Origin of the sequence: Duganella sp. OV510 (genome assembly GCF_900100205.1) — a bacterium.
Taxonomy (GTDB): domain Bacteria; phylum Pseudomonadota; class Gammaproteobacteria; order Burkholderiales; family Burkholderiaceae_D; genus Rugamonas.
This window is the reverse complement of sequence record NZ_FNEQ01000010.1, coordinates 291722-306588: the sequence shown is the minus strand read 5'-3', so window position 1 is coordinate 306588 and position 14867 is coordinate 291722. Positions and strand designations below refer to the sequence as shown.

Below are 14867 nucleotides of genomic sequence, written 5' to 3'. Positions count from 1 at the left end.
TCAAGGTAATGAAACGGATGGCCTATGGCTACCGCGACTCCGACTTCTTTTTCCTGAAGATCAAAGCCGCGTTTCCCGGTAATCCGTGAAGAGCCTTTTTTATGCCATACTCGAAAACCGGGGTCAGTTCTGCCAAACGTACACGGCCTCAACCGCATCGCGGTTGAGGCCGTGTACGTTTGGCAGAACTGACCCCGGACGGTTACTTGGCGGTGGCGATCCATCGGTCGACGCGCTGTTCGAGGATGGGCAGCGGTAGCGTGCCGTCGCCGATCACGACTTCGTGGAATTTCTGGTAGCTGAACCTGTCGCCCAGCGCTTGCTGCGCCCGTGCGCGCAGTTCGAGGATTTTCAGCGAGCCGATCTTGTAGCTCAGCGCCTGCGCCGGCCACACCATGTAGCGCTCGATCTGGTTGCGGGCGCGCGCTTCGGGCCAGCCCAGCGTGTCGGCCAGGTAGGTGATCGCCTGTTCGCGCGACCAGCCCCTGGCGTGCATGCCGGTGTCGACCACCAGCCGCGCGGCGCGCAGCAGTTCGGCGTTCAGGTGACCGTAGTAGGCGACCGGATCGTCATACATCCCCAGCTCGCGACCCAGCGTTTCCGAATACAGCGCCCAGCCTTCGGTGTAGGCGGCGCTGTTCGGATTTTCGGTGCTGAACTTGCGGAAGTCCGGCAAATCCACCTCCTTCAGCAAGGCCGCATGCAGGTGGTGGCCGGGGATGCCTTCGTGCAGGAACAGGCTGACCATGTCGACCCGGCTGTATTTCTTCGGATCGTTGACCACCGGCCAGAATACGCCCGGATGCGAGCCGTCGGCGGCCGGCGGCGTGTAGTGGTCGGAGGCGGTGGCGCGCGTCAGCTCGGGCTCAAGGTGCAATTCCAGCTTCGCTTTCGGGATCAGGCTGAAGTAGGTCGGCAGCTTGGCTTGTACCTGCACGTAGATGGCGCGATAGGCATCCAGCACCTGCTCGTCGCTGCCGAAGATGTTGAACCGGGTCTGCTCACGCATCCATTGCGGCAGTTGCTTCTCCGGCCCCTCATAACCCAGCTTGGGGCCGAGCGCGGTCAGTTGCTGCTGGATGCGCGCGACTTCCTTCAGGCCGAGCGCATGGACTTCATCGGCGGCCAAAGGCAGGTTGGTGCTGTCCTTGATGCGCGCGGCATACCAGGCGGTGCCGTTCGGCAGCGCGCTCCAGCCGGTGCTGCCGCGGCTGGCCGGCAGGTATTCGTTCTGCAGGAAGTTGACCAGTCGCGTCAAGGCCGGCGCGATGCCGGTACTCACCACCTTGAGGTAGGCGGCGCTGAGGCGCTTTTTATCGGCTTCCGAAAACGATGCCGGGAAGCGCGTCGCCGGCGAATAGTAGATGCTGGTTTCCGGCGATGCCGCGCGCAGATTCTGGAACTGCGGCAGCATCGCCACGGTGATCGCCTTCGGCTGCACCACGCCGCTGCGCATGCCTTCCTTCATGTTGGCGATGGCCTGGTCGATCCAGCGCGGTAGCTGGTTCAGGCGGCTCAGGTAATCCTGCTGCTGCTTGACGGTGTCCAGCGGTTGCGAGCCGGTGCCGCCGGCGTAGTTGGCCAGCGTGCTTGGCACGTTATCGAACTGGTTCAGCGGCAGCAGGTGCTCGGGGAAAGACTCCAGCTGCATGGCGTTGTTCAGTTCATAGGCCAGCAGATCGTAGGTCAGCTGATCCTGCGCTCCCAGCTGATCGCGGTGCACGCTCATCAGCTGCTTTTGCAAGGCGCGGTACAGTGTGAATTGCTCGGCGCGCACCTTGGGCGAAATCGCCAGGCCGAGCTGATCGTTGTAGCGGCTGTCGCCGTTTGCGGTGGCAAACAGCAGCGGATCGAACTTGCAGCGCGCCGTGTGGAACGCCGCCGCCAGTTTTGCCAGCTGCTTCTGCGCTGCGCTCGCCTTGGCGTTCGTCGCGACCGGCACCGCCTGCACCGGCAGCGTATAAGTACCCGCCAGCATCAGGCTGGCAATCAGAACGGAAGTACGCAGACGGAACATAAGTTTTCCTGAGGTGGTGGCGAAAGCGTCTAGTATCAAACAAGTGACTGCAAATCGGCAAGCACTGCGCGCACTGCCTCCGGTATCGGCACCGAGCGGTTGCTTGCGCGTTCGACGTAGACGTGGACGAAGTGGCCGGCGGCGGCCGGCAACGGGTCGTTGTTGCGGTATAGCGCGATTTCGTAGCGCACGCTGGCGGTGCCCAGTTTGGCCACGCGGATGCCGGCGTGCACTACGTCCGGGAAGGCAATCGGCGCGAAGTAGGCGCAGCCGCTGTCGACCACAAAGCCGACCACCGCGCCCTTGTGGATGTCCAGCACGCCCGCTTCGATCAGGAACTGGTTCACCGCCGTGTCGAAGTAGGAGTAATAGACAACATTATTGACATGGCCATAAATATCGTTGTCCATCCACCGCGTGGGGATGCTTAGAAAGTGGCGGAACTGGTCCCGGCTGGCGTCGCGCATGGTCATGCTGTCTCCTGTTTTTTTGAAGAGTGGGGGCAAGGGCGGTACAATGGAGCCTTGAACGCTGTCATCAGCGAGAAATAGCAAGAATATCCAAAAACGCCCCCGAGGGGCCGTTTTCACCAGCCGCTTGCCGGCAATATTGATAATTTAAAGGTTTTTCCATGAGTCTCCAATGCGGCATCGTCGGCTTGCCTAACGTCGGCAAGTCCACCCTGTTCAACGCCCTGACCAAAGCCGGCATCCCGGCTGAAAACTATCCGTTCTGCACCATCGAGCCGAACGTCGGCGTGGTCGAAGTGCCGGACCCGCGCATGGCCGCGCTGGCTGACATCGTCAAGCCTGAGCGCATGGTCAACGCCATCGTCGAATTCGTCGACATCGCCGGTCTGGTGGCTGGCGCGTCGCAGGGCGAGGGCCTGGGCAACCAGTTCCTGTCGCACATCCGCGAAACCGATGCCATCGTCAACGTGGTGCGCTGCTTCGAAGACGACAACGTGATCCACGTGGCCGGCAAGGTCAGCCCGCTGGACGATATCGAAGTGATCCAGACCGAGCTGGCGCTGGCCGACCTCGGCACCGTCGAAAAAGCCATCCACCGTGAAAACAAGAAAGCCCGGTCCGGTGACAAGGATGCCGCCAAGCTGCTGGCCATCATGGAGCGCATCGTGCCGCACCTGAACGAAGCCAAGCCGGTGCGCGCCATGGGCCTGGACGCCGACGAGCTGGCGCTGATCAAGCCGCTGTGCCTGATCACTGCGAAGCCAGCCATGTATGTGGCCAACGTGTCCGATAGCGGCTTCACCAACAATCCGCTGCTGGACCAGCTGACCGCCTATGCTGCTACCCAGAACGCGCCGATCGTCGCTATCTGCGCGTCGATTGAAGCGGAAATCGCCGACCTGGACGATGCCGACAAGAGCGCCTTCCTGGCCGACATGGGCATGCAAGAGCCTGGCCTGGATCGCCTGATCCGCGCCGCCTACAAGCTGCTGGGTCTGCAAACCTACTTCACCGCCGGCGTCAAGGAAGTGCGCGCCTGGACCATCAAGATCGGCGACACCGCGCCCCAAGCGGCCGGCGTCATCCACACCGACTTCGAACGCGGCTTCATCCGCGCCCAAACCATCGCCTATGACGATTACATCCAGTACAAGGGTGAGTCCGGCGCCAAGGAAGCCGGCAAGATGCGCGCCGAGGGCAAGGAATATGTCGTCAAGGATGGCGACGTGCTGAATTTCCTGTTCAACGTCTGAGATCGATCCCCTCCATGCCCAGCCCCGCAGTTCGCGGGGTTTTTTATTGCTATTGCTTGCAGTTTCGTATTGCCTATTGCTTGTTGGAAATGATAATATTATTGTCAATATATTATAACAATCCAATAATTACCAAACTTCGGGAACAGCATGGCGACCAACAGCAACGCGTGGCAAGTACAGAAACTTTACGTTGAATATTTTGGCCGCCCGGCTGAGCCCGCTGGTCTGGATTACTGGGCCGGCGTGCTGGAGCAAGATGGTGACGCCGGATTGGCTGCAATTAAAAAAGTGTTCTCTGAATCGGCGGAATTCACCTCGGCAGTCACCGGCATGTCGACCATCGCGGCGGTCGATCAACTCTATGTCAACCTGTTTGGCAGGCACGCAGAGATGGCGGGGCTGACCTACTGGTCGCACCAGCTGGAGAACGGCGATCTCACGATTGGACAGGTCCTGGATATCATCGCTGCAGCCTCGCAAGGCGGCGACCTGTTGGCATTGGAAAGTAAAGTAGCGGCAGCAGAAGCGTTTACGGCTGCCCTGGATACTGGCGCTGAAATAGCCGGCTACAGCGGTGCGACGGCTGCGCAGCTTGCCAAGGCTTACATCACATCCGTCGTGGATAGCGCCTCGCTGGCAGACGCGCTGGCGGTATTGCCAGCCACCGTGGCGCAGGTGACGGGAGCGCCGATCGATCATCTGCCAACCGGCGCGGTCATCGTCACCGGTACGGCGAGCGCCGGTCAGACGCTGACTGTTTCCCATACCCTGGCGGATGTTGACGGTCTCGGCACGGTCAGTTATCAGTGGCAGGCGGCTGGCATCAACATCGCTGGCGCCATAGGCAACGCTTTCACGCTGACGGAGGCGCAGATCGGCAAGCCGATCACGGTCATCGCCAGTTACATTGATGGAATTGGCTCGCATGAATCGGTGATCAGCAACGTGGTCGCCTCGGGCGACGATGTGCTCAAGGGAAGTACCGGCGCGGATACCCTGACTGGCGGCACGGGCAACGATACCTATCTGGTCAATGTGGCTGGCGACGTCGTCGTCGAAAACGCCGGCGAGGGCACAGACCTGGTCAATGTCGCCTTCACGACGGCGGGAAGCTATACGCTGGCGGCCAACGTTGAGAATGCAACGGTCACGTCGGCGGCCAACATCGCCGTAAACTTGACCGGCAATGCGCTGGACAATGTGTTGACCGGCAATGGCGCAGCCAATACGCTGACCGGTGGCGCCGGCAACGATACGCTGGACGGCGGCAGCGGCGCTGACAAGCTGATTGGCGGCACTGGCGACGATACTTACATCGTCACCGACAGCGGCGACACGGTCACCGAATTGCTCAACGAGGGCACCGACGTCGTCGGCACCACGCTGGCCAGCTATACGCTGGGCGCCAATGTCGACAACCTGGTGTACATCGGTTCGGCGGCATTTACCGGTACAGGCAACGCGCTGAATAATATGATCAACGGCGGCAATGCCGGCAACAAGATCGACGGCGGCGCCGGCAACGACAGCCTGACTGGCGGCAATGGCGCTGATAGCCTGGTGGGCGGTCTGGGCAATGACACATTTGTCGGCGCCATCGGCAAGGACACCATCGACGGTGGCGACGGCGCTGACGTGTTGCAAGACCTGGGCAAGTTTGGCGACTACACGGTCACTCGTCCTAACGCCACCGATATCGTGCTGACTGACAAGTCTGGCAACGTGACCACGGTGCGAAATGTGGAATCCTTCGAATTCACTGACGGCGTCAAGACCTTGGTTGATGTGCAGGGTAACATCGCCAGCCCATTCAATGACATCCTCACTGGCACCAGCGGTAACGATATGCTGAATGGCGGTGCCGGCGCCGACACCCTGAGCGGCGGCAAAGGCGACGATACCTACATCATCGACAACGTCGGCGACGTCATCAAGGAACTGGACGGCGAAGGCATGGACTCGGCGCAAGTGGCGCTGACCGCAGTCGGCACCTATACGCTGGGTGACAATGTCGAAGACGCCATTGTGACCTCCGCCAACACCATTGCCGTCAACCTGACCGGCAATGCGCAGAACAACGTCCTGACCGGCAACGGCGCAGCCAACACGCTGACCGGCGGCGCCGGTAACGACACGCTCGATGGCGGCGCTGGCAGTGACAAACTTATCGGCGGACTGGGTGATGATGTCTACATCGTCAACGAGACTGGTGACACAGTCACCGAGCTTGCCAACGAAGGCATCGACACCGTACGCACCAAGCTGGCCAGCTACACGCTGAGCGCCAACGTTGAGAACCTGGAGTACGAAGGCCTGGCTGCCTTCACCGCCACCGGCAACGCGCTGGACAACGTGATTGACGGCGGCAATGCCGGCAACAAGCTCGATGGTGGCGCCGGCAACGACAGCCTGATCGGCGGCAGCGGCGCTGACAGCCTGACGGGCGGCGTGGGCAACGACACCTTTGTCGGCGCGGTGGGCAAGGACACCATCGACGGCGGCGATGGCGCCGATGTGCTGCAAGGCCTGGGCAAGTTTTCCGACTACACCTTCACGCGCCCTAACGCCACTGACACAGTATTGACCGATAAGGCCGGCAATGTGATCACCGTGCGCGGCGTCGAAAGCTTTGTCTTCGCGGACGGCATCAAGACACTGGACGATCTGCAATACAACATCGCCAGCGTCGGCAATGACAAGCTGTACGGTGGCGATGGCGACGATATGCTGAACGGTGGCCTTGGCGCCGACACTCTGGCCGGTGGCCAGGGCAACGATACCTACATCGTCGACAACGCCGGCGACGTCATCAAGGAACTGGACGGCGAGGGCACGGACCTGGCGCAGGTGGCGCTGGCTGCCGGCGGCACCTACGTACTGGGCGACAACGTGGAAAGCGGCACGATCACGGCTGCTGCCACCATCGCCAATAATCTGACCGGCAATGCGCTGAACAACCTGCTGACCGGTAACGCTGCTGCCAACACGCTGACCGGCGGCGCCGGCAACGATACGCTGGATGGCGGCGCGGGCGCCGACAAGCTGCTGGGCGGCAGCGGCGATGACCTCTACATCGTGGCGGATGCCGGCGATGTCGTCACCGAAAGCGTGGGCGAGGGCATCGATACCGTTCATACCAGCCTGGCCGCCTATACGCTGACAGCCAACGTCGAGAACCTGCGCTACACCGGCAGCGCCGCATTTACCGGCACCGGCAATGCGCAGGACAACGCCATCACTGGCGGCAGCGCTGGCAACAAGCTCGATGGCGGTGCCGGCAACGATACGCTGAGCGGCGGCGCCGGCAACGACAGCCTGCAAGGCGGCCTCGGCGATGATGTGCTGAGCGCCGGCACCGGCAAGGACACCATCGACGGTGGCGCCGGCGCCGACCGGCTGGAGGGACTGGGCAATTACGGCGACTACACCATCACGCGCCCGAACGGCAGCGACACGCTGCTGACCGACAAGGCCGGCAATGTGCTGACCGTGCGCAATGTGGAGAGCTTTGTGTTCGCCGACGGCGCCAAGGATCTGGCGCAAACGCAGTACAACATCGCCAGCATCGCCAATGACGAGTTGCACGGCAGCGACGGCAATGACACGCTGGATGGCGGCGCCGGGGCCGACACCCTGTACGGCGGCCTGGGCGACGACGTCTACATTGTCGACAACGTCGGCGACCGCATCGTCGAGCAAGGCAGCGGCTGGGATCTGGCCAAGGTGGCGCTGGGCACGGCGGGCACCTATGTGCTGGACGACGGCGTGGAAGACGCCATCATCACCGCCGCCGCCACGGTTGCCGTCAATGTGACCGGCAACTGGATGGACAACAACATCGCCGGCAATGCGGCCGCCAACATCCTGACCGGCGGCGACGGCAACGATACGCTGGACGGCGGCGCCGGTGCCGACAAGTTGATCGGCGGCGCCGGCGACGATGTCTACCTGGTCGCTGAAAGCGGCGATACGGTGACGGAAAAAGCCGACGAAGGCACGGACACGGTGCGCACCACGCTGGCCAGTTACACGCTGGGCGCCAATCTGGAGAACCTGAGCTATGCCGGAAAGGGCGCCTTCAGCGGCAGCGGCAACGCACTCGACAATGTCCTCAACGGCGGCGACGGCGGCGCCCGTCTGGATGGCGGCGCCGGCAACGACACGCTGGTCGGCGGCAACGGCAACGACAGCTTGCAGGGCGGTCTCGGCAACGATACTTTCTACGGCAGCGCCGGCAAGGACACCCTGGACGGCGGCGCCGGTGACACCGATGTGTTGCGTGGCCTCGGCAATTTTGCCGATTACAGTTTCAGCCGTCCGAACGCCACCGACACGGTACTGACCGACAAGGCCGGCAACACCATCACGGTGCGCAATATCGAGTGGTTCGCCTTTGCCGACACCGACAAGTTGCTGGCGGATCTGCAACTGAACGTCGCCAGCGTCGCCAATGACGTGCTGCAAGGCACGGACGGCAACGATACGCTGAACGGTGGCCAGGGCGCTGACACCATGAGCGGCGGGGGTGGCGACGACACCTATGTGGTCGACAACGTCGGCGACGAGGTGCACGAAGGTGGTGACGGCGGCATCGATCTGGTGCAAGTGGCCTACACTACCGCCGGCACCTACCAGCTGACGGACGGCGTGGAAAACGCCACCGTCACCGCTGCCGCCAGCGTAGCGGTCAACCTGAGCGGCAACTGGATGGACAATGTCCTCATCGGCAATGCCGCCGCCAATACGCTGAACGGCGGTGAGGGCAACGATACGCTGGATGGCGGCGCCGGCGCCGACAGGCTGCTGGGCGGCCAGGGCGATGATCTGTACCTCGTCGACAATGCCGGCGACGTCGTCACTGAAAGCGCCGACAGCGGCAGCGACAGCGTGCAGACCGGGCTGGCCAGCTACACGCTGACCGCCAACGTCGAAAACCTGCGCTACACCGGTACCGCCGCGTTCACCGGCACCGGCAATGCGCTGGACAACGTCATCACCGGCGGCCAGGGCGGCAACAAGCTGGACGGCGGCGCCGGCAACGATGTGCTGACCGGCGGCATCGGCAACGACAGTTTGCTGGGCGGCGCCGGCGCCGACACGCTGTACGCCGCCACCGGCAAGGATACCGTGGACGGCGGCGCCGACGACGATGTGCTACAGCTGGCCGGCAATTTTGCCGACTACAGCTTCGCCCGTCCCAACGCCACCGACCTGGTGCTGACCGACAAGGCCGGCAATGTGCTGACGGTGCGCAACGTCGAATCGTTCGTGTTTGCCGATGGCGCCCGGCCGCTGGACGACCTGCAGTACAACCTGGTCAGCCCCGGCAACGACAAGCTGTATGGCAGCGCTGACAATGACACCATCAACGGACAGGCCGGCGCCGATACCATGACCGGCTACGGCGGTGACGACACCTATATCGTCGACAATGCCGGCGACCAGATTGTCGAAGGCGATGGCGAAGGCATCGACCATGTGCAGGTGGCGCTGAGCGCCGCCGGCACCTACACGCTGGCTGATTTCGTCGAGAACGGCACAGTGACTTCGGCTGCCGGCGTGGCGGTCAACCTGAACGGCAACTGGCTGGACAATGTCCTGACCGGCAATGCCGCCGCCAACACACTGAACGGCGGCGATGGCCACGATACGCTGGACGGCGGCGCCGGCAACGATAAACTGGTCGGCGGCACCGGCGACGACGTCTACATCGTCGCCGATGCCAGCGATGTCGTGGTGGAGCTGGCCGACGAAGGCCACGACACCGTGCGTACCGGGCTGGCCAGCTACACGCTGGCTGCCAATGTGGAGGACTTGCGCTATACCGGCAAGACTGCGTTCACCGGCACCGGTAACGCCATTGCCAACGTGATCAGCGGCGGCGATGGCGGTGCCCGGCTGGATGGCGGCGCTGGCAACGATACGCTGTTCGGCGGCAGCGGCAATGACAGCCTGCAAGGCGGCCTGGGCGATGATGTGCTGAATGCCAGCGGCGGCAAGGATAGCATCGATGGCGGTGCCGGTGCCGATGTGCTGCTTGGCCTCGGCAATCGCCTTGACTACAGTATCAGCCGTCCGGGCGCTACCGATATCCAGTTGACCGACAAGGCTGGCAATGTGTTAACGGTAAGCAACATCGAGTGGTTTGGCTTTGCCGACATCTCCGTGCAGGCGGACGACCTGGTGTTCAATGTCGCCAGCCCTGGCGCCGATCATTTGTACGGCACCGCCGGCGACGATACGCTGGATGGCGGCGCCGGCGCCGACACCCTGAGCGGCGGCGATGGCGGCGATACCTATCTGATCGACAACGTCGGCGATGTGATTGACGAAGTGGCGGGTGGCGTCGGTGACGACACGGCGCTGGTGGCGCTGACCAGCGCCGGTACCTACACGCTGAGCGAGCAGGTCGAGAACGCGACGGTGACTGCAGCGGCTGGCGTCGCGGTCAACCTGACCGGCAACGATCTGAGCAACCTGCTGATCGGCAATGCTGCAGCCAATACCCTGACCGGTGGCGCCGGCAACGATACGCTGGATGGCGGCGCCGGCGCCGACAAGCTGGTCGGCGGCAGCGGTGATGACTGGTATATCGTCACCGATAGCGGTGACCTCGTCACCGAGCTGGCCAACGAGGGCGTGGACACGGTGCGAACCACGCTGGCCAGCTATACGCTGCCGGTCAACGTGGAAATCCTGTTGTACGCCGGCGGCGGAAAATTCAGTGGCACCGGCAACGCCATGGCCAACCTGATTATTGCCGGCAATGGCGGTTCCGTGCTGGACGGCGGGGCGGGCGACGATTTCCTGGTCGGCGGCGCCGGCAACGACAGCTTGCAGGGCGGCCTGGGCGACGACTTGTTCAGCGCCACCGACGGCCTCGACACCATCGATGGCGGTGCCGGCTACGACGAACTGACCGGCCTTGGCGACTACGCGTATTACATGCCGATCCGCATCAACGATAGCGACATCGTGCTGCGCAACTATGCCGGCCAAACGATTACCATACGCAACGTGGAACTGTTCAACTTCAACGGCACCTTGCTCACGCTGGCGCAGCTGAAAGGGGGAAGCGTTGGTACCGGCAACGATACGGTTTACGGCTCGTCCGGCAACGACATCCTCGACGGCGGCCCTGGCAACGATTTGCTGATTGGCGGTGACGGCGATGACTACTACATGCTGTCGGCGCCGGGGGACACGGTGGCCGAAGGATTCCTCGGCGGCCACGACACGGCCGAGCTGGCGTTCACCGCAGCTGGCACTTACACCATGGCGGCGTTTCTGGAGGACGTGCTGATCACCGGCTCCGCCGCAGTGAATGTGGTCGGCAACGAAGAAGACAACTACATCACCGGCAACAGCGCCAACAACAATTTGAGCGGCGGCTGGGGCGACGACTCCTTGTCTGGCGGCGCCGGCAACGACAGCATGGCCGGTGGCCTCGGCAATGACCTGTACTTTGTCACCGAGGCTGGCGACGTGGTCTCGGAACGCGCCGACGAGGGCATCGATGCCGTCTCCACCTCGCTGGCCAGCTACACGCTGGGCGCCAATGTGGAAATACTCTTCTACTACGGCACCGGCGCCTTCACCGGCACCGGCAACAGCGCCGACAACTTGCTGCAGGCGGAATACAGCAGCGGCGCCAAGCTGGATGGCGGCGCCGGCAACGATACGCTGGTCGGCAGCGCCGGCAACGACAGCCTGCAAGGCGGCGCCGGTGACGATGACTTCATCACCGGCGGCGGCAAGGACACCATCGATGGCGGCGTAGGCAACGATGCGGTCTATGGCCTGGCGGCGTTCAACAGCTACACCGTCAGCAGGCCGAACGCCACCGACACGGTGCTGACCGATGCCGATGGCAACATCATCACCTTGCGCAACGTCGAGATGCTGTATTTTGCCGATAGCCAGCGGACGCTGGCGGAGGTGCAGGAAAACGTCCCGAGCGTGGGCGGCGACCATCTGGTCGGCAGCTACAGCAACGACACGCTCGACGGCGGCGCTGGCGCCGATACCATGGAAGGACTGGGCGGCGACGATGTGTATATGGTTGACAGCCTTAACGACAAAGTGATCGAGTTGCCTGGCTATGGACAGGACGAGGTGCGGCTGGCGCTGACCAGCGCGGGCACCTATGTGTTGCCGGAAAATGTGGAGCGCGCCATCATCGTGTCGACAGCGGCGGTCAACATCACCGGTAACAGCCTGAACAATGAATTGATCGGCAACGCTGCTGCCAACGTGCTGCGCGGTGGCGCCGGCATGGATACGCTGGATGGCGGCGCCGGCAACGACACACTGGTTGGAGGCGCCGACGACGATCTGTATTACGTCGCCGACAGCGGCGATGTGGTGACCGAACTGTTGGACGAAGGTCACGACCTGGTACTGGTCACTGCCGCCTCCTACACCCTGTCCGCCAACGTCGAGGACATGAGCTACACCGGCAGCGGCAGCTTCAAGGGCACCGGCAATGCGCTGGACAACGCCCTCATCAACAACGGCAATGGCGGCACGCTGGACGGCGGCGCCGGCAATGACACGCTGATTGGCTCCGTAGGCAACGACAGCCTGCTGGGCGGCGCCGGCAATGACGTGATTCAGGTCACCGCCGGCAACGACACGGTGGACGGCGGCGCCGGCAACGACGTGGTGTACATGCGCGACCATGCATCCAGCTACACGGTCGCACGGCCGAACGCCACCGACCTGGTGCTGACCGATCAACTGGGCAACAGCGTGACGCTGCGCAACATCGAATCGCTGATGTTCAACGATATCGGCATGGTCACGCCGGACTACTTCAAGAGCAATGTCGCCAGCAGCGGCAACGACGTCCTGCTGGGCACGGACGGCAACGACTACATCAACGGCCTGGGCGGCGCCGACGACATGACGGGCGGCGCCGGTAACGACGTCTACACCGTCGATGTGGCAGGCGACGTCATTCATGAGGCGGCGGGTGGCGGCATCGATACCGTCAACGTTGCCTACGCCGGCGCGGCGACCTATGTGCTGCCGGACTACGTGGAAAATGCGGTGATCGTTTCCAGCGCCGCCATCAACCTGACCGGCAACAATCTGGACAACCGCCTGGTCGGCAACGCCGCCGCCAACACGCTTACGGGAGGCAATGGCGACGACACCTATGTGGTGGGCGCCGGTGATAAGGTGGTGGAACTGGCAGGTGGCGGCACCGACACGGTGGAAACCGCACTGGCCAGCTACACGCTGGGGGCAAATGTGGAAAACCTGCTGTACACCGGCAGCGCGGCTTTCACCGGCATCGGCAATGAGCTGGCCAACGTGCTGCGCGGCGGCGCGGGTGCCGACAAACTGACCGGCGGCGCGGGCAACGATACCTTTGTGTTCGGCAACCTGACGGGCGGCGATACGGTGACCGATTTCGTGTCCGGCACCGATCACGTGCAGTTCAGCATGGCGGCGTTCGATATCGGCAATGGCGATACCACGATTGATGCCGCGCAGGTGCACGCGACGCCGGGTGGTTTCAGCAATAGTTCTGAACTGGTGCTGTTCACGCAACGCATGAGCACCGCTTCGGCGGCGAATGCGGCGGCCATCATCGGCAGCGCCGATTCCGAGTATGGTGTTGGCAGCACGGCCTTGTTTGCGGTGGCGACCAACAGCGCCACGGTGCTGTACCGCTTTGTCGCCGCCAATAATGACGCGCTGGTGTCGGCCGCCGAGCTGACGCAGGTGGCGGTGTTGACCGGCACGCCGACCGCCAACCTGGACGACTACAGCTTCGTCGCCTGAGGCTCAGGCTTCAGGCTGGACAAAGCGCAGCAGCGCCGGCATGCAGCGCTGCATGTCGTAGCGTTCGATGATGGTCTGGCGGGCGGCGTCGCGCAGGTGTTGCAAGTCTGCGCGGCGCGCCAGCGCATCGGCCACGGTGGCGGCCAGCGCCTGCGGATCGAAAAAGTCGGTCAGCAGGCCGTTGTGGCCGTGCGTGATGACTTCCTCCACCGGCGCCGTCTTCGAGGCGACGATCAGGCAGCCGCAGCTCATCGCTTCCATCAGCGACCAGGACAGCACGAACGGGTAGGTCAGGTAAGTGTACACGGCTGCCACCTGCATCAGCTGCGTCAGCGTGGCGTGCGGCACCTTGCCGACAAAGTGGATGCGGCGCATGTCCAGCTGGTCCTTCACTTCGTCGAGGAAGATCTGTTTCCAGCTTTTGCCCGCCGGCGGCGCTGCGCCGTAGCTGACGCCGTCGCCGCCGACGATGACCACGCGCGCGTTGGGCCGTTGCCGCATCAGCTCTGGCAGGGCGCGCATGAAGATGTGGTAGCCGCGATAAGGCTCCAGCTGGCGCGCGACAAACACCACCACTTCGTCGCCGGGACGCAGCGTCAGGCCGGCGGCCTGGAGTTGCACATAGGCGCGCGGGTCGGGACGGAAACGCTGGGTGTCGATGCCGTCGTGGATGACGCTGATGCGGTCGCGGAACCAGGCAGGGTGGCGGTCGCGCTGGAAGGTGGTGGGCGACAGCGCAGCATCGGCCACCGACATGGCGTGCAGCAGGTGGGTGTTGCGCAGCCGCAGACGCTGCAAGCCTTCCAGGCTGTGCTGGGAGAATTCCGGATCGAAGAAGGCGTCGCCACCTTCGCCGCTGTAGTAATACTCGGCGTAGATCAGCAGGCGGGCCTTGGGAAACACGTCCTTGACGAACAGCGCTTCGCCCCAGCCCGGATGGACGAACACCACGTCCGGCGCAAAGCCCTGTTGCTTCAGCGCCGCCAGTTGCGTTGCTGCGGACTCGCCGCGCAGTACCTTGCTGTATAAATCCTTCAGTTGCGACGGTGCACGCGGGCCTTGCGGTGTTGCCCTGGCGTCGTGGCGAATATAGCGCACGCCGGGCAATGGCAGGGTGAGTTGATTCATGCCCAGGCCGACGACTTCGTGCCCCTGGGCGGCCAGTGCCGGCGCCAGATGCTTGAACTGGCCAGGGAAGTTCTGGTGGATGAATAAGTATTTGCGCAAGGGACGCCTGTGGGTGGATCGTTGCCAACTGTCAGTATATCGTGCAGGGGGCGGCGTCAGGCGGGTTATAATCGCCGGATTGCCCGCTTTACCCCTACATTAGAA

Annotated in this window: 5 protein-coding genes; 2 read left to right on the top strand and 3 right to left on the bottom strand. The window is 63.2% G+C overall.

The genetic code is table 11. The features are described from left to right. Positions 1-202: 202 nt before the first annotated feature. Positions 203-2017 (bottom strand): DUF885 domain-containing protein, encoded by a 1815-nt coding sequence (locus BLS51_RS24340; protein WP_090190351.1) that lies wholly within the window; start codon positions 2015-2017, stop codon positions 203-205. 35 nt (positions 2018-2052) lie between these two features. Next, positions 2053-2484, bottom strand: coding sequence for an acyl-CoA thioesterase (locus BLS51_RS24335; protein WP_373994357.1), 432 nt, complete (start codon positions 2482-2484; stop codon positions 2053-2055). Positions 2485-2648: 164 nt separating this feature from the next. Between BLS51_RS24335 and ychF the strand changes: the two genes are divergently transcribed. Further along, a complete protein-coding gene (gene ychF / locus BLS51_RS24330; protein ID WP_090190347.1) occupies positions 2649-3740 on the top strand; it encodes a redox-regulated ATPase YchF in 1092 nt (363 codons plus the stop codon). Positions 3741-3890: 150 nt separating this feature from the next. Beyond that, on the top strand, positions 3891-13535 hold the full coding sequence (locus BLS51_RS29565; protein ID WP_139168783.1) for a DUF4214 domain-containing protein: 9645 nt from the start codon (positions 3891-3893) through the stop codon (positions 13533-13535). Positions 13536-13538: 3 nt separating this feature from the next. On the opposite strand, the gene BLS51_RS24295 is transcribed toward BLS51_RS29565, so the two are convergent. Beyond that, positions 13539-14762: a glycosyltransferase family 4 protein gene (locus tag BLS51_RS24295; protein ID WP_090190345.1), complete on the bottom strand. Its 1224-nt coding sequence runs from the start codon at positions 14760-14762 to the stop codon at positions 13539-13541. Positions 14763-14867 lie beyond the last annotated feature (105 nt).

Excerpts from the sequence above, each read along its gene's own strand:
- BLS51_RS24340 (WP_090190351.1), bottom strand. The coding sequence starts at position 2,017 with ATGTTCCGTCTGCGTACTTCCGTTCTGATTGCCAGCCTGATGCTGGCG.
- BLS51_RS24335 (WP_373994357.1), bottom strand. The coding sequence starts at position 2,484 with ATGCGCGACGCCAGCCGGGACCAGTTCCGCCACTTTCTAAGCATCCCC.
- ychF (WP_090190347.1), top strand. The coding sequence starts at position 2,649 with ATGAGTCTCCAATGCGGCATCGTCGGCTTGCCTAACGTCGGCAAGTCC.
- BLS51_RS29565 (WP_139168783.1), top strand. The coding sequence starts at position 3,891 with ATGGCGACCAACAGCAACGCGTGGCAAGTACAGAAACTTTACGTTGAA.